The 21,728-nt window shown below is 67.2% G+C and carries 27 protein-coding genes; 11 read left to right on the forward strand and 16 right to left on the reverse strand.

Annotated features, from left to right (window positions below):
* The first annotated feature begins 63 nt into the window (after positions 1 to 63).
* The 4 genes from AC6UUM_RS13345 (at position 64) to AC6UUM_RS13360 (ending at position 3,122) form a co-directional block, all read left to right on the forward strand.
* A complete protein-coding gene (locus AC6UUM_RS13345) occupies positions 64 to 447 on the forward strand; it encodes an ArsR/SmtB family transcription factor (protein ID WP_500802755.1) in 384 nt (127 codons plus the stop codon).
* Entirely contained in the window at positions 380 to 907 is a 528-nt protein-coding gene (locus tag AC6UUM_RS13350; protein WP_500802756.1) for a rhodanese family protein, read from the forward strand. Before AC6UUM_RS13345 ends, AC6UUM_RS13350 begins: the two co-directional genes overlap by 68 nt.
* A 4-nt stretch (positions 908 to 911) precedes the next feature.
* Positions 912 to 1,691: a sulfite exporter TauE/SafE family protein gene (locus AC6UUM_RS13355; protein WP_500802757.1), complete on the forward strand. Its 780-nt coding sequence runs from the start codon at positions 912 to 914 to the stop codon at positions 1,689 to 1,691.
* 108 nt (positions 1,692 to 1,799) lie between these two features.
* The gene (locus tag AC6UUM_RS13360; RefSeq protein ID WP_500802758.1) at positions 1,800 to 3,122 is read left to right on the forward strand and encodes a DUF6600 domain-containing protein; all 1,323 of its coding nucleotides are present in this window, start codon (positions 1,800 to 1,802) and stop codon (positions 3,120 to 3,122) included.
* On the opposite strand, the gene AC6UUM_RS13365 is transcribed toward AC6UUM_RS13360, so the two are convergent.
* The gene (locus AC6UUM_RS13365; RefSeq protein ID WP_500802759.1) at positions 3,116 to 3,460 is read right to left on the reverse strand and encodes a ribose-phosphate pyrophosphokinase; all 345 of its coding nucleotides are present in this window, start codon (positions 3,458 to 3,460) and stop codon (positions 3,116 to 3,118) included. The two genes, AC6UUM_RS13360 and AC6UUM_RS13365, sit on opposite strands and share 7 nt — an antisense overlap.
* A gap of 72 nt (positions 3,461 to 3,532) precedes the next feature.
* Positions 3,533 to 3,691 carry a hypothetical protein gene (locus AC6UUM_RS13370; protein WP_500802760.1) on the reverse strand — a complete coding sequence of 53 codons (159 nt, stop codon included), beginning with the start codon at positions 3,689 to 3,691 and terminating at the stop codon, positions 3,533 to 3,535.
* Positions 3,692 to 3,873: 182 nt separating this feature from the next.
* Between AC6UUM_RS13370 and AC6UUM_RS13375 the strand changes: the two genes are divergently transcribed.
* From AC6UUM_RS13375 to lptA, 3 genes are all read left to right on the forward strand, one after another.
* Positions 3,874 to 4,488, forward strand: a complete 615-nt coding sequence (locus AC6UUM_RS13375) for a ribonuclease D (RefSeq protein WP_500802761.1) — start codon at positions 3,874 to 3,876, stop codon at positions 4,486 to 4,488.
* Positions 4,489 to 4,557: 69 nt separating this feature from the next.
* Entirely contained in the window at positions 4,558 to 5,175 is a 618-nt protein-coding gene (lptC, locus tag AC6UUM_RS13380; RefSeq protein ID WP_500802762.1) for an LPS export ABC transporter periplasmic protein LptC, read from the forward strand.
* Positions 5,176 to 5,177: 2 nt separating this feature from the next.
* On the forward strand, positions 5,178 to 5,672 hold the full coding sequence (lptA, locus tag AC6UUM_RS13385; protein WP_500802763.1) for a lipopolysaccharide transport periplasmic protein LptA: 495 nt from the start codon (positions 5,178 to 5,180) through the stop codon (positions 5,670 to 5,672).
* Here lptA and AC6UUM_RS13390 read toward each other — a convergent pair.
* The 3 genes from AC6UUM_RS13390 to AC6UUM_RS13400 are packed head-to-tail and all read right to left on the reverse strand — an operon-like array spanning position 5,644 to position 8,506.
* On the reverse strand, positions 5,644 to 6,507 hold the full coding sequence (locus tag AC6UUM_RS13390) for an alpha/beta fold hydrolase (RefSeq protein ID WP_500802764.1): 864 nt from the start codon (positions 6,505 to 6,507) through the stop codon (positions 5,644 to 5,646). The genes lptA and AC6UUM_RS13390 overlap by 29 nt on opposite strands.
* 29 nt (positions 6,508 to 6,536) lie before the next feature.
* A complete protein-coding gene (mtnP, locus tag AC6UUM_RS13395) occupies positions 6,537 to 7,412 on the reverse strand; it encodes an S-methyl-5'-thioadenosine phosphorylase (RefSeq protein WP_500802765.1) in 876 nt (291 codons plus the stop codon).
* Positions 7,413 to 7,423: 11 nt separating this feature from the next.
* Positions 7,424 to 8,506, reverse strand: a complete 1,083-nt coding sequence (locus AC6UUM_RS13400) for an alanine racemase (protein ID WP_500802766.1) — start codon at positions 8,504 to 8,506, stop codon at positions 7,424 to 7,426.
* A 72-nt stretch (positions 8,507 to 8,578) separates the two neighbouring features.
* Here AC6UUM_RS13400 and AC6UUM_RS13405 point away from each other — a divergent pair, with 72 nt between their 5' ends.
* Positions 8,579 to 9,547 (forward strand): protochlorophyllide reductase, encoded by a 969-nt coding sequence (locus tag AC6UUM_RS13405; protein WP_500802767.1) that lies wholly within the window; start codon positions 8,579 to 8,581, stop codon positions 9,545 to 9,547.
* Between the two features lie 21 nt (positions 9,548 to 9,568).
* On the opposite strand, the gene AC6UUM_RS13410 is transcribed toward AC6UUM_RS13405, so the two are convergent.
* Positions 9,569 to 10,465, reverse strand: coding sequence for a hypothetical protein (locus AC6UUM_RS13410; RefSeq protein ID WP_500802768.1), 897 nt, complete (start codon positions 10,463 to 10,465; stop codon positions 9,569 to 9,571).
* Positions 10,466 to 10,648: 183 nt separating this feature from the next.
* Here AC6UUM_RS13410 and AC6UUM_RS13415 point away from each other — a divergent pair, with 183 nt between their 5' ends.
* A complete protein-coding gene (locus AC6UUM_RS13415) occupies positions 10,649 to 11,866 on the forward strand; it encodes an alpha/beta hydrolase family protein (protein WP_500802769.1) in 1,218 nt (405 codons plus the stop codon).
* Between the two features lie 141 nt (positions 11,867 to 12,007).
* Here the strand turns inward: AC6UUM_RS13415 and AC6UUM_RS13420 are convergent, their stop codons facing one another.
* The 7 genes from AC6UUM_RS13420 to AC6UUM_RS13450 all read right to left on the reverse strand — a co-directional run bounded on the left by AC6UUM_RS13420 (position 12,008) and on the right by AC6UUM_RS13450 (position 19,427).
* The gene (locus tag AC6UUM_RS13420; protein WP_500802770.1) at positions 12,008 to 12,469 is read right to left on the reverse strand and encodes a hypothetical protein; all 462 of its coding nucleotides are present in this window, start codon (positions 12,467 to 12,469) and stop codon (positions 12,008 to 12,010) included.
* Positions 12,470 to 12,846: 377 nt separating this feature from the next.
* Entirely contained in the window at positions 12,847 to 14,109 is a 1,263-nt protein-coding gene (locus AC6UUM_RS13425; RefSeq protein WP_500802771.1) for a Coenzyme F420 hydrogenase/dehydrogenase, beta subunit C-terminal domain, read from the reverse strand.
* 33 nt (positions 14,110 to 14,142) lie between these two features.
* Complete coding sequence (locus AC6UUM_RS13430) at positions 14,143 to 15,189, reverse strand: lipocalin-like domain-containing protein (RefSeq protein ID WP_500804978.1); 1,047 nt, start codon at positions 15,187 to 15,189, stop codon at positions 14,143 to 14,145.
* The gene (locus tag AC6UUM_RS13435; RefSeq protein WP_500802772.1) at positions 15,189 to 17,732 is read right to left on the reverse strand and encodes an FtsX-like permease family protein; all 2,544 of its coding nucleotides are present in this window, start codon (positions 17,730 to 17,732) and stop codon (positions 15,189 to 15,191) included. Before AC6UUM_RS13435 ends, AC6UUM_RS13430 begins: the two co-directional genes overlap by 1 nt.
* Positions 17,733 to 17,742: 10 nt before the next feature.
* Positions 17,743 to 18,567, reverse strand: a complete 825-nt coding sequence (locus AC6UUM_RS13440; RefSeq protein ID WP_500802773.1) for an ABC transporter ATP-binding protein — start codon at positions 18,565 to 18,567, stop codon at positions 17,743 to 17,745.
* Between the two features lie 21 nt (positions 18,568 to 18,588).
* Entirely contained in the window at positions 18,589 to 19,002 is a 414-nt protein-coding gene (locus AC6UUM_RS13445) for a VOC family protein (RefSeq protein WP_500802774.1), read from the reverse strand.
* Entirely contained in the window at positions 18,999 to 19,427 is a 429-nt protein-coding gene (locus AC6UUM_RS13450) for a DUF1465 family protein (RefSeq protein WP_500802775.1), read from the reverse strand. Before AC6UUM_RS13450 ends, AC6UUM_RS13445 begins: the two co-directional genes overlap by 4 nt.
* A gap of 61 nt (positions 19,428 to 19,488) precedes the next feature.
* On the opposite strand from AC6UUM_RS13450, the gene AC6UUM_RS13455 reads away from it, so the two are divergent.
* Positions 19,489 to 19,950 (forward strand): Hsp20 family protein, encoded by a 462-nt coding sequence (locus AC6UUM_RS13455; protein WP_500802776.1) that lies wholly within the window; start codon positions 19,489 to 19,491, stop codon positions 19,948 to 19,950.
* Here the strand turns inward: AC6UUM_RS13455 and AC6UUM_RS13460 are convergent, their stop codons facing one another.
* Entirely contained in the window at positions 19,951 to 20,514 is a 564-nt protein-coding gene (locus AC6UUM_RS13460) for a tetratricopeptide repeat protein (RefSeq protein WP_500802777.1), read from the reverse strand.
* 8 nt (positions 20,515 to 20,522) lie between these two features.
* Complete coding sequence (locus tag AC6UUM_RS13465; RefSeq protein WP_500802778.1) at positions 20,523 to 20,720, reverse strand: YdcH family protein; 198 nt, start codon at positions 20,718 to 20,720, stop codon at positions 20,523 to 20,525.
* Between the two features lie 231 nt (positions 20,721 to 20,951).
* Between AC6UUM_RS13465 and AC6UUM_RS13470 the strand changes: the two genes are divergently transcribed.
* Positions 20,952 to 21,113, forward strand: a complete 162-nt coding sequence (locus AC6UUM_RS13470) for a YdcH family protein (RefSeq protein ID WP_500802779.1) — start codon at positions 20,952 to 20,954, stop codon at positions 21,111 to 21,113.
* 18 nt (positions 21,114 to 21,131) lie between these two features.
* Here the strand turns inward: AC6UUM_RS13470 and dksA are convergent, their stop codons facing one another.
* Entirely contained in the window at positions 21,132 to 21,560 is a 429-nt protein-coding gene (dksA, locus tag AC6UUM_RS13475; protein WP_500804979.1) for an RNA polymerase-binding protein DksA, read from the reverse strand.
* Positions 21,561 to 21,728 lie beyond the last annotated feature (168 nt).

Consider the following 21,728-nt stretch of genomic DNA (forward strand, 5'->3'; position numbering starts at 1 on the left):
GGGCGTTCCTTTCCTGACTATATTAGTCCTTGCTAAATTAGAATCAACTCATATATTGATCGCATGAGCCCGGATGATCTTGCCCGCTTCGAAACATCGGCCGCGGCGGCCGCGCGCCTGTTGAAGGCGATGGCGCATGATTCACGCCTGCTGGTGCTGTGCCAGCTGGCCGCCGGTGAACTGCAGGTGGGGCAGATCGCCAGCCGCCTGTCGCAATCCGCCCTGTCCCAGCATCTGGCGCTGCTGCGCGCCGAAGGCCTGGTGGCCACCCGCCGCGACGGGCTCGCTGTTCATTACCGCATTGCCGATCCCGCCGTTCTGGCGGTGATCACCACCCTGGCCGGCATTTTCTGCCCGCCTGACCAACAGGATGAAGCCCATGTTGCCGCAAATCTCGCCCGCCGATGCCGCCATCCTGCTCGAACGGGGCAAGGCGATGATCGTTGATGTGCGCGAGCCCGACGAATTTGCCGCCCGGCATATCCCGGCATCGCTGTCGCGCCCGCTCACCCTGCCCGATGCCGGACCGCTGGCCTGTGGCACCGATGTCGAATTGCTGTTCACCTGCCAGACCGGCCGGCGCACCACTGCAAATGACTTGCGTCTCGCGGCATTGGGGCGGCCCGGCCATGTCCATCTGCTGGCCGGCGGAGTCGATGCCTGGGCAAAGGCCGGGCTGGGTGTGGCCGGGCGGGATGCGGCCCGCGCCATGCCGCTGATGCGGCAGGTGCAGATCGCGGCCGGCGTGCTGGTGCTGGCCGGCGTGGGGCTCAGCCTGGCAGTGGCGCCGGCGTGGATCGGCTTGTCAGCCTTTGTCGGCGCGGGCCTTACCTTTGCCGGGGTGTCGGGATGGTGCGGCATGGCGCGATTGCTGGCCGTGATGCCGTGGAACCAAGTGGCGGCCTGATCCGGTGGAGGCGTCGTTCGCTCTGGGTTTGCCGGCCGCGGTTGCTGGCGGCGCGCTGATTGCGCTGTTGCTCGGCCTGTTCGGCGGCGGCGGATCGGTGTTGGCGACGCCCCTGTTGCTTTATGTGGTCGGCATCGCCGATCCCCATGTGGCGATCGGCACGGGGGCAGCGGCCGTGGCGCTGAACGCGGCTGGCAATCTTGCGGTGCAGGCGCGCGCCGGCACGGTAAAATGGCCCTGCGCGCTCAGCTTTGCCGGGGCGGGCCTGGCCGGATCGCTGGCCGGCGCTGCGCTGGCGCAGCAGATGGATGGCCAGGCGTTGCTCGGTGCCTTTGCCGTGGCGATGCTGGCGGTGGGCCTCGCCATGCTGCGCCCGGCGCGCAGCGCGGGCAATCCCGATGTGCACATCGATGCCGCCATGATCGGCAAATTGCTGCCAGTCGGGTTGGTTGTGGGCCTCGCCGCCGGCTTTTTCGGCATTGGTGGCGGCTTTCTGATCGTGCCCGGCCTGATGGCGGCCACCGGCATGACCCTGGCCAATGCCGCGGCCTCGTCGCTGGTGTCGGTGCTGGTGTTCGGGGTGGCAACGGCGGGCACCTATGCCGTGGCGGGTCGCGTCGATGGGCCGGCGCTGATCGCGATGGCGGCAGGCGGCATCATCGGCGTGATCGCCGCACACAGCCTGGCCCCGCGGCTGGCAAAGCGCGCGGCGCTGGCTCGCCGGCTGTTCGCGGTGATGGTGATCACCACTGCACTCTATGTCGGCTGGCGGGCGCTGGGCTGACCGCGCAGCGCTGCAACATTCATGCTGGCGACAGCCGGCCTGTGCGACATCGTGGCCATTCTCTGGTGAAAGGCCGTGCTGCCAATGTTCCCGCGATCGCTTGCCTTGATGCTGGCCCTTTCCCTTGGGGCGTGCGCCTATCCAGGCGCTGTCACCGGGCAGGCACCATCCTATGACGATGGCTATCAGCCGGTGATGGGCGGATACGCCACCAGTTGGCCCGCACAGCCCGGCGCGCTGTGGGGGCCGGAAGACGTGCCCGGCGTGGACGTGTTCTACCAGCCGCTGGCGCAATATGGCCGCTGGGTGCAGACGCGTTGGGGCCAGGCGTTCCAGCCGGCGGCGCCGCAGGGCTGGCGGCCCTATGTCAACGGGCAGTGGCTGGACAATCGCTTCTGGCTGTCGGCCGATCCGTGGGGCTGGGCGACCGATCATTATGGCCGCTGGGGCTTTGATCAGGCGATCGGCTGGGTATGGGTGCCCGGCACCAATTGGGGCCCAAGCTGGGTGGCGTGGCGCGAAGCCGACGAGGTGGTCGGCTGGGCGCCGATCCCGCCACAGATCGCCTGGAATGTCGGCGTCGGCTTTGGCGCGGGCTGGGGCTATGACAATTGGAGCAGCTGGTATGGCCCGTCGTGGGTGTGGGTGCCGCGCGGCAACCTGTTTGCCGCGCGCTTTGGCGGCGGCATCCTGCCATGGAATTATGGCGTGAATTATTGGGGCCGCACCCATTGGCAGCACACGCCCTATTGGGGCTGGAACCAGCCTTGGAATCGCGGCTGGGGCTGGCGCGGACCAGGCGTTGGCTTTGGGCGCGGTTATGGCCAGGGCTATGGCTATGACCCACGGGGCTATCGGAACGATGGCCGTAACGGCTGGGGCCGCGATCCGCGCCGTGATGGCTGGAACGGCAATCCCCGTCAGGGCCAGCCGGGCAGCGTCGGCGATCGAATCGGCCGCGACCTGACCGGGCAGCCGCAGCGGCCGCCGCAAGGCTGGAACGGCAACAATGGCAATGATCCGCGCCGCGATGGCTGGAACGGCAACCCCCGTCAGGGCCAGCCGGGCAATGTGGGTGGCGCCATCGGCCGCGATCTGACCGGCCAAGCGCAACGACCGCCGCAGGGCTGGAACGGTTATGGTCGCCGCGATGGCCAGCCCGGCAATGCCATGGGCAATGATCCGCGCCGCGGGAACTGGAATGGCGGCGGCCGTCCGGTGCAGGGCGACCGTCCGTCTGCCGGCCTGTCAGGGGCGGTGGGCGGCGCGATGGCGCCGTCACCGACAATGCAGGCCCGGCCGGCGCCCGAACCGCGCCCACAGCGCGATTTCACGCCGCCGCCGCGCCGCGAACCGCCGCCGCAGCGGGCCGAGCCCTCACAGCCGGTGCGCGATACCTATCGCGAAGACAATCGTCCCAACCCTCATTGATCCCGCCAATAGGCAAACGCCCGGGCCTGGAGTGACGCCACAAACTGGCGCGCGCCGGGCCCGGTCCAGTCCGCCGGTGCATCGCGCCGGCCGACCCACCAGCCCTGCCCCGGCAACCGATCCGATTCGCGCACTACCAGCACGGCCAGTTCCGGCTCACCCGCCAACCGGCCTTCGGCATCGATGGCATCGAGCAGCCGGCACAGGCTGCGCATTTTCGGCCGGCTGAAGCGATAGCCCAGCGCCAGCAGCATTTCCGAATAGGACAGGTCACGCTCGACACGCGCCGCGGCGATCAGCAACGCCTTCACCTCCGGCAGATCGGCAGCGGCCACCATGGGGCGGTTGTGCCAGTTTCAGGGGCACGCGAACACAATAATCAGCGGCCGGAGGGCATGCTGGCCGACCGCTCACGCTTGCGGCGCGATGGGCGCCGGCATTGGCGGATGAGGTTCGGGCAGCGGCGCGGTCGGAATTTCCGGCGCGGGCGCGGGCTGCGGCACTTCGGGCTGCATCGGCGGCTGTGGCACGTCCGTCTGGCCAGGCTCCATGCGGTTCGTCGGCGGCATCGCTTGTCTCCGGAAATTGGCCAGGTCAGCGCCGGCTTGTTGCCAACCAGCCGCGCGGCGGATGGTTGCCGGGTGCGCGGCGAAGCGTGGCCCGGCCGCGCTCGAACGGCAGCTTGTCCCCTGCCGTCCGCGCTGGCCGCCAATCGAGTGACAGGCCGCCCCACCCCTGCTAACGCGGCCCCATGACTGTGTATCTTCACGAAGGGGACCTGCCCGCTGGCGTGCTCGCCCCCGGCCCTGTCGCCGTTGACAGCGAAACCATGGGGTTGAACCCGCACCGCGACCGGCTCTGCCTGCTGCAGATCAGCGATGGCCACGGCGACGAACATCTCGTGCGCTTCACCCCCGGCCACTATGACGCGCCCAATCTGAAGGCCGTGCTCGCCGATCCGGCGCGGTTGAAGCTGATGCACTTCGCGCGCTTCGATGTTGCGGTGATCCACCAATATCTGGGCGTGTGGGCGACCCCGGTGTTCTGCACCAAGATCGCATCGAAACTGGTGCGCACCTACACCGATCGCCATGGCCTGAAGGATCTGCTGCGCGAAACCCTGGGGGTCGATATCTCCAAGCAGCAGCAATCATCGGATTGGGGCGCTGGCGAACTCAGCGAAGCGCAGAAGGAATATGCCGCCAGCGATGTGCGCTATCTGCACCGCGCCCACACCGTGCTGGTGGACCGGCTGGCGCGCGAAGGCCGCACCGCCATCGCCAACGCCTGTTTCGATTTCCTGCCCACCCGCTGCGAACTTGATCTCAAGGGCTGGCCCGAACAGGATATTTTCGCGCATTTGTAACGGTGCCGCAGAAGGCTTGACCGCGTGACCATACCGCCACTTGCCCTGCCGGCCGACAGAGCGCCGCTGATGACCCGGCGGCAGCGCGCCGCCCTGCCCGGCAGCAGCCATGATCGGCACATGACCGTGTTGAAATGGCTGCTGCCCGCGGCGGCCTTCGTGCTCGGCATGGCCATATTGATCTGGCCGTTGCTCAGCGTACAGGAATTTTCCTTCCTGCTCGACAAGGACAAGGTGGCGGTGTCGCGCGAACGGCTGCGGGTGAACCGCGCCGAATATCGCGGCAAGACCACAGCGGGCGAAGCCTTTGCCATTTCCGCCGGCAGCGCCGTGCAGAAATCCAGCGCCGTGCCCATCGTCGAGCTTACAACGCTGCGCGCCGAACTCGATGGCCGTGATGGGCCGGCGCAGGTGACGGCGCCTTCCGGCCGCTATTTTCTGGGCGAAGACCGTCTGGAGGTGACCGGCCCGGTCGCGCTGCGATCCGATGGCGGCTACAGCCTTGATGCCGATACCGTGTTCGTCGATCTCAAGCGCCGCCGGGTCAACACGCAGACGCCGGTGACGGGCAAGCTGCCGATGGGCAATTTCCGTGCCGATCGCATGAACGGCGATCTGGCTGGCAACAGTGTGTCGCTGATAGGCAATGTGCACTTGCGCATCAACCAGCGCAGCGCCAGAGGATAGACATGACGCGAGCTCTTTTCTGCCTGTTGCTGATGTCTGCCACACCGGCGCTGGCGCAAATGTTCGACAGCGGCGCGCCGATCGATGTCGATGCCGCCCGGATCGACATTGCCGACAATCAGAATGAAGCCATCTTCACCGGCGCCGTGGTGATACGCCAGGGCAGCCTGACGCTGAATGCCGATCGCGTCCGCATCAGCTATGCCAAGGACAGCAGCGGCAACCCGCAGGTGCAGCGGCTCGACGCGCTGGGCAATGTGCGATTGCGCCAGAACAATATGCGCGCCACCGCCAATAGCGGTATTTACGATGTGAAGGGCCGGCTGGTCACCTTGCTGGGCAACGTCAAGATGGACCGCGATGGCAACCACCTGGAAGGCGCGCGCGTCGTGTGGAATTTGAACACCCGCACCAGCAGCTTCGACAATCGCTCCGCCGCCAACCCCGGTGGCCGCGTCACCGGCCGGTTCACTGTGCCGAAGCAGCCGCCGAACTGACCGCCTGAATCGCGTCGCGCACCAGTTCGGGGCGTTCCAGCGGCAGGAAATGCGTGGTGCCGGCGATGCGGCTGGCGCCAAGGCAAGCGGGGTGGGCCGCAAAGGCGGCGAGCTCGCCGGCCTGCACGGTCGAGCCATTTTCGCCGGCGAGCAGGATGAACGGGCAGGTGATGGCGTGCAGCGCCGCCTCGATATGGGGCGAAACCGCCCGGAAGGTTGCCGATTCATACGCCGGCGCACAGGCCAGTTCGGCACCCTCGGCCGTCTCCACCATGCCGCCAGCCAGATAGGCATCGAGATCGTCGTCAGACCAGGTGCGGAACACGCCGCGGCCATGATAGGCGGCGCGGGCAGCAGCGCGGCTGGGAAATAGCCCGCGGCGCTTGGCGGCCTGATCGGCCATCGGATTGGGAATCGCCTGGCCGGCGCGCACCAGCGCCGAGACCTCGAAGGGCAGCATCGCCGGATCGACCAGCACCAGGCCCACCACCCGATCCGGGCGCATGGCGGCCGCGAGCAGCGACACCGCCGCCCCCATCGAATGGCCGGCCAACTGCCATGGTCCGCCGGCATCGATCACGCCCAGCAGCATATCGAGATCGGCGGCAAATTCATCCCAGCTGGTCAGCGCCGCCGGGTCCTTGGGCAGGCCGGTGAAGCCATGGCCGCGCGCATCGCTGATGGTGATGGCAAAATCGCCCGCCAGCGGCGCCAGCATCCGCGCATAGAGCTGCGCATTCATGCCGGTGGCGTGCGCGAAATGCAGGCGCATGCCAGAGCCAGCCTGCAGCGCCGATACCGGCCCGGCCGGGGTGGAAATGGTGATGCGATCCATAGGTGTCAGCGATAGCAGACAGCGCTGCGTCAGCCAGTGCGCCCTTTTGTCAGCCAGCGCGCCAATATGGCTTCGTTCTTCGCCAGCAGCGCCGGATCGCGCGCTGCGGGCGCGGTCATGATCGCGGCATCCAGCACGGTATCGATCGGGCTGGGCGCGCGCGTGGCCGGCAGGCTGGCGCACAGCGCGATGAGGCTGGCACGGGCCAACGCGGCATTGCCGTGCATCACCGCCATGATATCGGTGACATCGACGTCGGCACCGTCATGCCAGCAATCATAATCCGTCACCATCGCCAGCAGCGCATAGGGCAGCTCGGCCTCGCGCGCCAATTTGGCTTCGGGCATCGCGGTCATGCCGATCAGGTCGCAGCCCCAGCCCTGGTGCAGCCGGCTTTCGGCGCGGGTGGAAAAGGCCGGGCCTTCCATGGCCAGATAGGTGGCACCGCGATGCAACGTGCCGCCAACCGCCGCCACCGCATCACCCACCAGGCCTGACAGGCGCGGGCAGGTGGGATCGGCCATCGGCACATGCGCCACCAGCCCGGTGCCGAAGAAACTGCCCGGCCGGCCTTTCGTTCGATCGATGAACTGATCGACCAGCACGAAATCGCCGGGCGCCATGGCGGCATTCAACGATCCCACTGCCGACACCGCCAGCACATCGGTGCAGCCCAGGCGTTTCAGCGCATCGATGTTGGCGCGCACGTTCAAATCGCCGGGCGCGACGCGATGCCCGCGGCCGTGGCGCGGCAGGAATGCCACCTCGATGCCGCTCAACCGCCCGGTGAGAATGGCGTCAGACGGTGCACCCCATGGCGATTCCACCGACACCCAGCGCGCATCCACCAGCCCGTCGATGGCATAAAGGCCCGATCCGCCGATGATACCGAGCTTCCAGGTCACAGGCTGGACCCCTATAAACTTGAACGCCGCGCATCGATGGCCCAGCGTTCCAGTGTGCCATCATCATCCGCCACGAAAAATGCATCGTGCAGGGCCACGCTGGGATCGACATGGCCGGGTTGCAGCCAGACGATGCCGCCCTCCACCGCCCCGCCGGGCGGGATGATGGCGCCATGTTCATCGCCCATCGGCCGATACTGGCTGCCGGCCGGCACCACCACGCGTTGCGCCGGGCCGTTGGGGTGCAGCGCCTTGTGCCCGGCATCGCAGGTGACATGGCTGGCATGGCGAGCCGATACCACGCTGGCGGCCAGGAACAGCGCCGGGGCAAACGGCAGATCGCCCAGATCGCCATATTCAACGTCCATCAGCGCATAGCTGCCGGGCTGGATTTCCGTATAGAGCCCCGCCGCCAGATCCATCGCCGCGGTGCCGGTGCCGCCGCCGGTCACCTGCCCCGGCGCCAGGCCGGCGCTGCGCAAATCCTCGACCACGCAGCGCAGCTTTTCTGTCCACGCCACATGCGCTGCGGCGCGTTCGGCCGGCAACAGATGCTGGTGATGCCCGCAATAGGCCTGCACCCCGGCGTAACGCAGGCCGGGCAGCGTGGTCAGCACCTGGGCCAGCGCGCCGGCCTGATCGGGGGCCACCCCGGCGCGGCCCATGCCGGGATCGATATCGACATAGGCATCCAGCACCGCGCCGGCTGCCAGCGCCGCCACGCTGGCTTCGCGGGCCTGCGCTGCGCTGTCGAGCACCGCACCGACGCGCGCCAGCCGCGCCAGCGCCGCCAGCCGCGGCCAACCCCAGGGCGGCACCGGCGCTGTCACCAGCACATCATTGATGCCGGCGCGCACATAGGTTTCGGCTTCACCCACCGTCTGGCAGCACAGGCCGACCGCGCCGCCCGCCACTTGCAATACGGCCAAAGTGCTGCACTTGTGCATCTTGCCATGGGCGCGCAGCCGCACCCCGTGCGCATCGCACACCGCCTGCATCGCGGCCAGATTGGCCTTCAGTGTGGCGCGGCGGATCACCAGGGCCGGTGTGATCGGCGGGTTGACGCGGGCGAGAACATCATCGAGCGGCTGCATTTGCAAAGTCTTGCCGCGCCCCTTGCTTTAAGTCAAAAGACCAAAATTGTCCGATATTCGATGGAGTTTGTCATGTCCGCCCAATCCGTGGTCATCATCACCGGTGCCTCTTCCGGCGTCGGCCTGTGGGCCGCCAAGGCGTTGGCAACCCGTGGCTGGCTGGTGATCATGGCCTGCCGCGATCTCGCCAAGGCCGAAGCGGCCGCGGCTGAAGCCGGCATTCCCGCCGATTCGCGCCGCATCCTGCACATCGATCTGGGCAGCCAGGCCAGCGTGCGCCGCTTTGCCGATGATTTCCATGCGCTTGGCCTGCCATTGGATGCGCTGCTGCTCAACGCTGCCGTCTATCTGCCGCGCGCCACCGAACCGCAGCGCAGCCCCGAAGGCTTTGAAATCAGCGTCGCCACCAATTATTTCGGGCATTTCCTGCTCGCGCACCTGTTGCTGGATGATCTGAAGGCCGCGCATGGCCGAAACGGTGGCCCGGCGCGCCTGATCACGCTGGGCACGGTGACCGCCAACAGCGAAGAATTCGGCGGCAAGGTGCCAATTCCGGCGCCGGCCGATCTCGGCGATCTGGCGGGCCTCGCCGCCGGCTTCCGGGCGCCGATTGCCATGATCGACGGCAAGCCGTTCAAGCCCGGCAAGGCCTACAAGGACTCAAAGCTCGCCTGCATGATCATGAACCGCGAATTCCAGAAGCGCTGGGGCGATACCGGGATCATCTTCAACACGCTCTATCCCGGCTGCGTGGCCGACACGCCGCTGTTCCGCCACACGCCGCCGGCCTTTCAGAAGATTTTCCCCTGGTTCCAGAAGAACATCACCAAGGGCTATGTCTCCCAGCCGCTCGCTGGCGAGCGCACCGCGCAAGTGGTCGCCGATCCGGCCTTTGCCACGCAATCCGGCGTGCATTGGAGCTGGGGCAACCGCCAACAGGAAGGCCGCCAGGCGTTTGCGCAGAAACTGTCGGTGCGCGGGACGAATGACGCGCGCAATGAACGGCTGTGGGATCTGACGGTCAAGGCGGTGGGGCTCTGATCCGCCCAACCGGTCTGCGCCTTACCGGCGATAGCCCAGCGCCGCATCCAGCTCGCCATAGCGCCGCATCAGGTAATTGCGCTGTTCCGTGCCATAGCCACCCCGGGCATAAGCGGTATCCAGCCGTTCGAGATCGTTCATCTGCACGCGGATTTGCGCCGCCTGGGCCGTATTGATCCGGCCGGCCCGCTGCGCCGCCGCCAGCCGCGTTGCCATCTGAGTCCAGCGCTGCATATTGCGATCATTGCCGAAGCCACCGGTTGCCAGACCGCCGATGCGATTGTCGATCGCGTTGTAGCGCGCCCACAGATCGGCCTGCTCGTTGGCATCGATGCCGTTATACTGATAGCGCGCCTCCACCTGCATCAGCGCCCGCCAATCGGCGCGCAGGCGCGTGGCTTCGGCCTGGCTGAGGCTGCGGTTGCGCAACGCCGTGGCCAGGCGCTGTTCGAACTGGCCGTTCTGCTGCGACAGCGGCTGCCAGTTGCCATCATTCGGATAGCTGGTCTGCCCGCCACCCGGAGCACCACCCTGGCCGCCGATTCGCTGGCTCAAGGCGCGATAACGCGTGCGCAGGTCGCTGCGCTGCTGCGGTGAAATCTGGCCATCGGCGCCGTACTGCGCCTCCAACCGGACGATATCGTCATATTCGCGGCGCATGTAATCGGCTTCGGTGCGGCTCATCGAACCGTCCCGCACCGCGGCATCGATGCGCGCATCCAGCTGCGGCCGGCGCCGTTCGAACGGCCGTTCGCCCTGGTTCCAATCCGATTCCAGCGTCTGTTCGGCGGCCTGGTTGTTGTTGCCGAACATCCCGCCCAGCAATTGTTCCAGAAAATTGCCGGATTGCGGCTGCTGCGCCGAAGCGGGGGCGGCGAGCAAAAGGGCTGCGCCGAGGGCGAGGGTTGTGGTTTTCATGATGGGATTGGCTTTCGTTTCTGGCAGCAATTGGCGCGAAGCCGATTGCCTCTGTCCCTCACAAGCCCGCAACCAAACGAAGGTTCCCGCGCCCCGCCGGCTTGCGCGTTCGACATATTGCCCTGACATGGTGGCCGAACCGAGGTTACAGTCGGTCCGTTCCAGCAACAGGTGCAAAGCTCGATGCGAAAGCTGCTTCTGGCCATCACTTGTGCCGCAGTGGCGGCCGCTTTGCTCTGGTGGTGGTTCTTGCCGCCGCCGTACGCGGATGTGAGCCGCATCGGTGATGGCAGGCGCAACCCGGGCAGGATCATCTCGGTGGAACGCCTCGGCGGGCACAATCAGCTGGTGTGGAAGGCGTTGTTGTGGTGGGCCGATCTGCCCGGCCCGACGCCCGTCGTGGACGGCGCCGAGATGTTCCGCATCCGTTACTGGTCGGAACTGGCCGGACAGCCGGTCGAAGCCTCGGGCCTGATCAGCCTGCCATATGCGGTTCTGGGCGGGGCAGCGCCGCTCGGCACGGTGATGTATCTGCACGGCACCAGCCCGGACCGATCGGATTCGCCCTCATCGCCCGGCGCGCAGGAGGGCCTGTTGCCGGCGGCGGTGTTTGCCGGCGGCGGCTATATGTTGCTGGCGCCGGATTATTTCGGCCTCGGCCAATCCCGCGCCGGCCAGGCCTATGTGCACGGCCAGGCCACCGCCAATGCCGCGCGCGACCTGATCATCGCGGCAAAGGCGGCAACGGCGGCCATGCAGCTGCGCTTTTCGCCCGATCTCTATCTGGTCGGCTTCTCCCAGGGCGGCTTTTCCGTGGCCGTGGTGCAGCGCGCGCTGGAAGCCGCGCCCATGGCGGGCGTGCGCATCAAGGCGGCAGCTTCGATCGCCGGCGCGTTTGATCTGCTCGGCATCAGCGTGCCCTATGCCCTCGCCAACAAGCATGCGCTGTATCTGAGCTATCTGGCGCATTCATACGCCGTGCAATATCGCCGGCCGCTGGGCAGCCTGTTCGTGCCGCGCTACGCGGCGCTGGTGCCCGGCCTGTTCGATGGCGATCACAGCGTCGATGCCATTGCCGCTGCCCTGCCCGCCGATCCGGCCGACCTGTTCCGCCCCGAAATCCTCGCCGACATCAAGGCCGGGCGGCCGAACTGGTTCACCACAGCGCTCGCCGAAAATCAGGCCTGGCAATGGCGACCGGCCGCGCCGCTGCGGCTCTATTATGGGGACCGCGATCTTGATGTGTCGCCGCAGGATTCCCGCCATTTCCACGCCCAAGCGAAAGCACTGGGCGGCAATATCAGCCTGGCTCCGCTCGGCCCTTATGATCATGGCGCATCGGTGTTGCAGGCCGTGCCAAAGATCCGCGAATGGTTCGATACACTGAGCGGGCCGGCCTGACCCGGCGGCGGTTGCAGCAACAAGGCCTCGCCGCCCGCCACTTGCCGCTTCGTCTGCCCGGATCAAGTCCGGGGTGACGTGAGCCGGAATGGCGGGTTGCGCCACAGTTGCGGACCTTTAACGGCTCGCACTTGTGCTGATTCAGCGGACTTTCGATGGATCAGCCGGCCACGCGCCGGATCTTATCACTTCGGCCAGTCCGGCAATTGTCACTGGACGTTTCGGCTTTCCAGGCAACAACACGCCGAACATAACCCAGCTTCCAAAGAACAAGGCAATAGTGATGGCCCCCGTAACCGCGCTGGAGAGATTGAAGAATGCCGCGATCCAGAGTGTGGCAGCGCCAGAAGCTATCATCAGCAGAACAGCAAAGAGCATGGATTTGGGAGAAATCCCCTCGGTCCCGAAAAACTCGCTCCACTGCCCTTCGAGCGCGGAAAAATCCGTTTCGAACCGCTCGTGAATTTCTGAAAGCAGATCAGACACATCGTCTCCATCCACTCCCAGGTCATGGCTCAGACGGGCCGATGGCCGGAGTCTTCTTTCTGGAATACCGTGCTGATCTCTCAGCAATTCGATAACAGCTTCAAGGGGATCATCCATGACGTAAGTCTATCGCAAGAACATGGACTGAGGCTATTGGATTTACCGATCCAACACCTGCCGTTCCGCAATCCACCCCCCTGCCAGACATCCTTGTGCTGCCCTGTGCAAGGCCGACAAGCGAGTGCCGGCCTGTCCTACAGGGGCAAAGCCTGTCATCATGCTGTTGTTGTCTGGTCAGACGCGGACATGACAGTGCAAAATGAAAACAGCCCGTAAAAACAACGCGCAATCCCGACCCATTCGTCAATAGCGTCAAAACTGCTGCCGGGTGGCCCGCAAGGCGCAGGCAAGGCTCCAGGCGTCTGCTCTTTGACAGGTCAGCGCAATGTCAGGCTCGCCAGCCGCAGGCAAGACGCATGTGCGCGCGCGTCGCCTCAGCCGTCGCGCGTCTCGCCCTTGTCCGGCGTCAAGCCATAGCGCGCCACCAATTTCCACACGTGCGGCGGGATCATGTTCTTCATCATCGCCGGCGCTTCGCGGCGCAGGTGCAGGATGGTTTCGATCGCCTTCATCTCCACGCGGGTGCGGCCGAATTCCTTGCCCTTGGGGCCGACGATCGGCATCAGCGCGCCGACGATCGGCCGCACCCATTTCGGCATGCGCCTGAGCGGCAGGCCACCGGCGGCGCGTTCGGTGTTGGCCATGAAGCCCTTTACCGGGCCGGCGCGTTTGCTCCCATCCGGCTTGCCATTGTCCTCCGGCTCCGACAGCGCCACCTCGTCGCCGAGCAGGCCGAGCAGTTCGGCGCCGCGATCATTGCGCACCAGCAGCCATTGTTCGCCGGTGCCGCCCATATAGCCGACTGTGATATCGGCCAGGCTGTTGGTGTAATCCACGCAGGTCCGGCAGGTGAGCGGGAAGAAATCCGGCCGCAGATCGGACAGCGGCAGCATCAGGAACGGGATTTCCTTGGAGCGGCCATCGTCGAACCGCAGCTCGACATGATAATTGGCCTTGAATTCCAGATAGGTGATGCTGTCCGGCTGGTCAGAAAGCAGCGCCAGGAATTCGTGGAAATTCTCGGTCGTGGTATTGTCGCTGCAGGGCGTGCCGATCACGTAAATCCGCTCGAAGCCCAGCTTGGCCTCCAGCCGGCGCAGCGCATGAATCTGGCAGGGGATGCCGATGATGGCGATGCGCTTGAAGCCGGCGGCGCGCGCCGGTTCCAGCAGCGCCAGCAGCGGCGCATAGCCCATGCGCATGCCGCGCACCTGCGCCATGGCTTCGGGCTTCGTCACAATCACCGGGCGCGGGCGCCACTTGTCGTCCGGGTCCGGCGCCATGGTCAGCACGGCTTCGACCGCGCCAGTTTCCAGCAGCCGCTCACCCAGCCGGCTGGTGATGCCGGTCCATTGCGCGCCTGCCGATGGCTGTTTCAGCCGGGCACGCGCCATGCGCTGGAACGGGCCGAAGAACAGTTCGTCGGGCCGACTCTCGTCACGCGTGCGGCCATGCACCTTGGCCTCCATCGCCGCATAATCGGGCTTGATGAACTGGCAGGCGGTGCCACAATCATTCGGAGTGGCGGTGCGCGACACGCCGCAATCGGTGCACAGGCCACGCGGGCCCGCGGCGGGCGCAAATTCGGGGGCGATGATCGCCGGATGCTGTTCGTTCAATGTGTTGATTCCCGCCACGCTGCCACTGCGCCTGCCCGCTTCGGCTCGATATCACATCTTCAGCGGCGCGCCATAGCCGGTCAATTCCAGATAGCCGCGCCCGCCCGATACCGTTACCGCGCCTTCCCAATAGAGCGGGCCGCCGGCCCTGCGGCTGTCGAGCTCCTGATCCGGCATCAGCGGCTGCACGGCAATGCGCCGCCACGCGCCACCAATGCGATATTCCACCACCGGCCGCACCGGCCAGCGTGCCTTGCTGCGCGGGCTTTGCCACCAGCCCGCCGCCTGCCAGCGCACATCATCGCGGCCCAGCACGGTCAGGCGCCCGGCAGCATCGCGCAGGCTGCCGCCGGCCCACAGCGCAGCCCCGCCGGCATCACGCATGCGAAACAAGGTCAGCGCGCCGCCATCGTCCAGGTTGAGGCCCAGCCAGTCCCAACCGACCGCGCGCGCGTTCATCAGCGTGGAGGACCATTCCCGGTCCAGCCAGGCCTGGCCGGTCACCGCGCGCCGGCCGTCGCCATCGGCCAGCTGCCCCGCAACCTTCAGATGCGGCCAGCTATAATAATGGCTCGCCTCCTTCGGGTCCGGCCCTTTCTGGCTGTAGCCGGCCAAGCCTTGCATGATCACGCCCTGGGTGGGTGTGAAGGCCAGATCGAGCGCATAGCCGTCGCCCGCCACATGCGCGTGCAGGCGGCCATCGCGGCCCCGGAACAGCCGCCAATCATCCACGGCCACATCCATGTCGCCCACCCGCGCCTGCGCCAGCCCGAATCCGGCCCGCGAAATGCGCGCGGCGTGGCGCAGCCGGCCATGGCCGGGGTCCGCCAGCGCGGCATGGGCAAAAATCACCTGCCGCGGCACGAACGCCGATGGATTTGGCGTGTCGATATCGGGTTTGGTGCGGAAAAAGGTGATCTGAAAGCCTCGTCTGCCCTGCGGCGTGTCGAGCCAGCCGGTGATGTACCACCATTCGGTGCGGAAATCCGGATGCGCGCCATGATCGGCCGGAAAGCGCAGCGGCACTCCGGGCCGCACCGGCGCGAAGGTCGCCGCCAGCAACAGCGGCACCATCAGCAGCAAGGCAAGCAAGCGCATCACCAATCCGCCCGCACCGCCAGCAGCGCCTGCCGGCCCAGCGCCCGCCGCCCGGCCACCACGGCGGTGCCGGCCGCGCAGGCCAACAGCGCCACCACCAGGCCGCCCAGCACCGGCCACGGCAGCGCCAGGTCCATCGTCCAGTGGAAGCTCTGCGGGTTGATCACCCGCACCAGCACCAGCGCCATCACCAGCCCCAGCGTGCAGCCGGCCAGCGCACCGAGCAGCCCCAGCCCGCTACCTTCCAACGCCAGCATCGCCAGAATCTGCCGCTGCGTCACCCCGATGTGGCGCAGCATGCCGAACTCGCGCATCCGCGCCAGCACCTGCGCCGAAAAGCTCGTCGCGACCCCAGCCAGGCCGATGAGGATCGCAATGGCCTCCAGCGCGTAGGTGACGGCAAAGCTGCGGTCGAAGATCTGCAGCGCCACCTTGCGCATTTCGGCCGGCCGGCCGAACTGCGCCTGGCCGACCATCGCCGCTGGCAGCGCTGCCTGCAACGCCGTCTGCACCCGGCCGGCATCCTGCCCGGCGGCCAGATCGAACGCGGCTTCGCTGGCGTTGGCATCGCCGGTAAAGCGGCGATAATCCGCGATCGGCAGCATCAGCGCGCCCCATTGCCGGGCATAATCGCGCCAGATGCCCGCCACATAGAGCCGCCGTTGCACGCCGCCGATCACCACGCCGTGCACCTCGCCCAGCTTCCAGTCATAAAGCCAGGCCAGAGGTTCGGAAATGAGCGCCGCCGTGCTGCGCGGCGGCGGCGGCGCGGTTGTGCTGGCAACCAATGGCACCGATGCAGCCCCGCCTTGCGCCATCAACGCCACCGCCGGGCGCTCTGGATCAAGGCGGATCGTCTGCACGCGTTGAAACCGCACATTGGTCACGCCGGGCACCGCTGCCAGCCGCGCCTGATCGGCCAGCGAGAGCCCGCCAGCATCGGCGGCTTCCAGATGCAGATAGAGGTCGGACGGCAGCACCGCGACCAGCCAATCATCGACGCTCTGCCGGAAACTCGCCACCATCACCGCCATCGCCACCATCAGCGCAGTGGAGGCGACAATGCCCGACAGCGCCAGACTCGCCGCCTGTGGCACACCCCACAGCCGCCGCACCGCCAGATCGACGGCCGGCACCCCGCTGCCCGCCCGCGCCAGCGGCGCCAGCAGGGCGCGCACCAGCGCCGGCATCAACGCCACCCCGCCCGCCAGCAGCAGCGCCATCGCCGCATAGCCCAGGATCGGCAGGCCCCACAAAGGCGGGCCCAGCGCCGCGACGCCGCCCGCCGCCAACAGCGCCAGCCCCGGCCAGGCCCGCGGTGGCCGCGCCGGATCGGGACGTTCACCCATGCCCTTCAACGCGGCGGCCGGGCTTTGCCGGGCGGCGTTCAGTGCCGGGGCCAGGCTGCCGGCCAGCGCGGTGACAATGCCCAGCCCGCCGAACACCAGCGCCGCCAACGGCGGAAACGCAAGGCTCGCATTGGCGCCGGAGAAATATCCGCCGCCCAGATCGCCGCCGAACTGCGCCACCACCAGGCTGGCCAGGCCATAGCCGAGGCCGACCCCCAAAAGCGCGCCGGCCAGGCCCAGCGCCAGGCCTTCGATCAGCAATTGCCGCACCAGGCCGCTACGGGGCAGGCCCAGCACGCTGAGCAGTGCGAACTGCGGCTGCCGCCGCGCCACCGACAAGGCTTGCGCCGACCATACCAGAAACCCGCCGGTGAGCAGCGCGACCAGCGCCAGCATGCCCAGATTGACGCGATAGGCGCGGCTGAGCGCATCGGCGCGGCTGGCTTCATCCTCCGGTGTCGCCAGCACCGCATCGGCCGGCAGCGCCGCCGTGATGGCGCGACGGGCGGCATCGGCATCGACGCCTTCGGCCAGTTTCAGATCGAGGCGTTGCAGCCGGGACATTTGCGCAAAGCGCCACTGCGCGCCGGCGATGTCGATCACCGCCAGCCGCGCGTCTTCGCTGCCCGGCAACAGGCCCACCACTTTCCAGCGTACCTGCGTGCCGGCGGCGGTGAAGCCGAACATGTCGCCCACCTTCACGCCGGCCGCCTTGGCCAGCGCCGGTGACAGCCACAGCGGATCGCCGCCCCACACGGGCCTACCGCCGATGCTGGCCGCCAATGGCGCCGCCAGCCCCGGCGTCACCCGCGCCGCGCGCAGCATGTCGATGCCAAGCAGGGTGAAGCGGCCGCCCTCAACCTTGGGCGCACCCGGCCGCGCCAGCGCGCCCCAACTGGCCGAAAGCTCCACCACCGGGCTGACGGCGGCCACCGCCGGCAATCGGGCGATGCGCGGATACAGCGCCTCGTCAAAGCCGGTCGGGCTGCGCGCCCGCACCGACAGATCGGCGCGGCCCTGCACGCTGGCGACCGCCCGGCCAAAGCTGGCCAGCGCCGCGCTGTTGACCAGATGCACGGCAAAGCCCAGCGCCACGCCCACGGCAATCGCCAGCACCGCCACCGCAATGCGCAGCGGCTGCGCGCGCCATTCGCCAACCAGCAGCCAGCGCGTCGGGGCAGGCAGGATGTTCATGCGCGCGCGTTCAGGCGGCAAGCGTGGTGCCAGCCGCCAGCCCGCCAGCGGTCAGCCGCACCGCGCGGGTCGCGGCGGCGGCCACCATCTCGCTGTGGGTGACGATCAGCACGGCGGCGCCTTCATCGCGGGCCTGGCGCATCAGCAGATCGAGCACGCGCCGAGCGGTTTCGGGATCGAGATTGCCAGTGGGTTCATCGGCCAGCACCAGCGGCGGTGCGTGCACCAGCGCGCGGGCGATGGCGATGCGCTGCAATTCGCCGCCCGACAGCGCCGCCGGCCAATCACCGCCGCGCCCGCCCAGGCCCACCTTGGCCAGCATGGCTTCGGCGCGGGCCAGCGCCTCACGCTGCGCCACCCCGGCCAACGCCAGCGGCAGCGCGACATTGCGCGCCAGATCGAGGTGCGGCAGCACATGGAAGGCCTGGAACACAAAGCCCAGTTGCCGGCAGCGCAAGGCCGCGCGGGCGGCCTCGTTCAGCCGCGCCACATCCTGGCCGGCGATGCGCACTTCGCCGGCATCAGGCGTGTCCAGCCCGGCGATGATGTTGAGCAAAGTCGATTTGCCGACCCCCGATTCGCCGGTGATCGCCACCACTTCACCGGCGGCGACCGCCAGATCGAGGCCAGAGAACAGCTGGCGCGGGCCCCCGGCCGCCGGCACCGATTTGGCCAACCCACGCGCCCACAGGATCGGCGCCGCATCGGCCAGCGGCAGCGGACCGGCAATGAAGGGCTGGACCGCGGGGGCAAAGGGGGGGGCAAAGGGCGTTTCGGCGCGCATCCGCTCCGTGTAGCGCAGGCCAGCGCCGATGTTAGCCGGGTGTGGCACCATGCCCTCCCGGCCGGCGCCGCTTCAGGCCTGTTTGGCGAACAGATTTTCCGGGTTGCGCATCGCCTTGAACTCCAGCGCATTGCCGGCTGGATCGAACAGGAAGAAGGTGCCTTGTTCGCCGGGCTTGCCTTCAAAGCGGATATGCGGCGGCAATTCGAAGGTGAACCCGGCCGCCGCGATGCGCGCGGCCAGCGCTTCCCAGGCCGGCCAATCCAGCACCAGGCCGAAATGCGGCACCGGCACGCTGTCGCCATCAACGGGATTGCGGTGGATGGCGGATTTGGGCGCGCGGTGCACGACCAACTGGTGGCCGTGGAAATCGAAATCGATCCAGGTATCGGACGACCGGCCCTCCGGGCACCCCAGGGCTTCGCCATAGAAATGCCGGGCGGCGGCCAGATCATCAACCGGAATGGCGAGATGGAACGGATTCATGGCGTTTCCCCATAGAGGGCCGACAGCGCTTCGGCCCGCGCCAGCACCTGCCGGCTGACCCGCGCGATGGCACCGCCCGGCGTTGCTGCCAAGGGGTGATCGTCCGAAAACAACAAGGCTTCCTGATGGCGCAGAGGCTGCAACCGGGTGGGCGTGCCGACATGCGCCGGATCCAGCAGCCAGGTCATCACCGCCAGCAGGCGGGCCGTGACGCCCAGGCTTTCCAGCGCGGCGGCGGCCTGCGCAGGCGGCGGCTGGCCCGCCCGCCACGCCAGCCCCGGCCCTTCGAACCAGGTCCGCGCCGCCGCACCGCAGGCCAGCGTGTCGCGATACAGCAGGTCCAGCTGGCCGCGCAGGGCGCCCGGTCCTCTTGAAAGCGGCCGCAGCGAACCCAGATTGGCGTTGCCGGCGGGGCCAAGGGGCACGCCGGCAATCCCCGGCCCGGTTTGGGCGGGGCCAGCTGGCTTACCAGAGGAGAAACTTGCCATGCGTGGATTTGATATTTCGCCGTTGCTGCGTTCGTCCATCGGATTCGAAAATCTCAACCGATTGGTGGAATATGCCGGTCGCATCGATGCCGGTGATGCCTACCCGCCATACAATATCGAAAAGACCGGCGAAGGCAGCTACCGCATCCAGATGGCGGTGGCCGGCTTTGCCCGTCAGGAACTTGACCTGACTGTGCAGGAAAACACCTTGCTCGTCACCGGCCAGGCCGCGAACGACAGCGACGCGCCGGAGCGCGTGTTCCTGCACCGCGGCATCGCCAAGCGCGCCTTCGAACGCCGCTTCCAATTGGCCGACACCATCAAGGTGATCGGCGCGAGCTTTGAAAACGGCTTGCTCAACATCGATCTGCTCCGCGAAATCCCCGAGCACAAGAAGCCGCGCAAGGTGGATATCGCCGCGGTGGGCGCGGGCGATTCGCTGGCCATTGCTGCGGAGTAACTAGCCCCGCAACACCTTCCGGCGCTCGATGCGGAAGCGTTTCAGTTCCTCACCGGGCGCCGGCCAGTCCGGATCGGCGCGGGCGGCGGCGGCAAAATCCTCCATCGCCTCGCGCAATTGGCCGGCCCCTTCATGGGCCTGGGCCCGGGCAAAATAGGCGCGTGCCGGGTCTTTCGGCCCGATGGCAAGCCCGTGGCTGATCAGCGCCACCGCCTCCGCGCTGCGGCCGGGCAGCCGGGTGAGCGCCACCCCCTTGTTGATCCAGGCTTCGGGCAGACCGGGGGCGGCCTTGATGGCCAGATCGAAATCGGCCGCGGCAGCGTCCGGCCGGCCGGCATTGAGCAGCGCAATCCCGCGGTTCATCAGCATCGCCAGACGCAGCGGCGGCGGCGTGGCGGATTCGCGCAGCGTGCGATCACAGCGCGCGATCTGGCGACGCTGCGGCGGGCGGGCCTCGGCGGCTTCGCGGCACGGCCGGGCGATGTCCTGCTCTGACGCTAGTGGCGCCGGCTGCGCAACAGCCGGCGCGGCCAGCCACAACAGCAGGAGCAGCAACCCGCGCATCGGCGCACTCAGGCGATGATATCGGGGATCAATTGATCCTCCAGCAGCATGATCTCGTCCTTCAGGCGCAGTTTCTTTTTCTTGAAGCGCTGCAACTGGATCATGTCAGGGTTAGGCAGCGTGCGCAGCGCCTCGATGGCGGCATCGAGGTCACGATGATCCTGGCGCAACAATTCTATCCGGGTGCGGATTTCGGCTTCGTCCACCCTGGCGCTCCATTTGCTGAGCCAGCCGCTGGCCCTTGGGTTTGCGTTAACCAATCCGGGCCGCCGGCTCAAGAGGGTGCGGCCGATCCGGGGCCAATCATCCCGAACGGTCAGTAAATGGACAGGCAAATGGATACAGGGGCCATGGACACGCCGGGCAATCCATGATCGACTTGTGAATCCCGGCGCCGGCCAATCCCTGGCGGCGCCGCGCAGGAAAGGCACATGCTGATGGCCAATGCCCACCGGGAACAACTCGCCAACCGCCACGCCAGGATCGATGCCAATCTGGCTGCCGAACTGAAACGCCCGGTGCCTGATACCGCCGTGGTGCGCCGCCTGAAAACCGAAAAACTCAAATTGAAAGACGAGATCAGCGCGCAACTGCACTGACAGGTCCAGAGTCGCGACTCATTCGTCGCGACTCACCTTCTCGTCGCGCTCGTGGCGTTCCTGGGCGTCGATCGTCATGGTGGCGATCGGCCGGGCTTCCAACCGCGCCAGGCTGATCGGCTCGCCGCTGACTTCGCACCAGCCATAATCGCCGGAATCGATGCGGCGCAGCGCCGAATCGATCTTGGAGATCAACTTGCGCTGGCGATCGCGGGTGCGCAGTTCGATGCCCCAGTCGGTCTCGCTGGCGGCGCGATCGGTCAGGTCCGGTTCGCGCAGCGGCTCGGCCTTCAGCGCTTCCAGCGTGCTTTCCGATTCCTTGAGGATCTGTTCTTTCCAGGCGAGCAATTTGCGCCGGAAATACGCCTGTTGACGCCGATTCATGAATTCTTCATCTGCTGTCGGACGATAACCCTCTGGCAGATCATCCGCGGCGGCCATGGTCATGGTATCGCCATGTTTGCCGGGACCATCAAATTCACCGTGCGACTCGTTTTTCATCGACCGCGTATCCCACATTTCGGACGGCGCGCGCGGCCACAAAAGCCAACGGATCCGTTCCCGAAAATCCGGCTGTCCAGACCCCTCCAGACAACCGGCCTCCCAGGGCGACCC

Source organism: Sandarakinorhabdus sp., assembly GCF_987265915.1.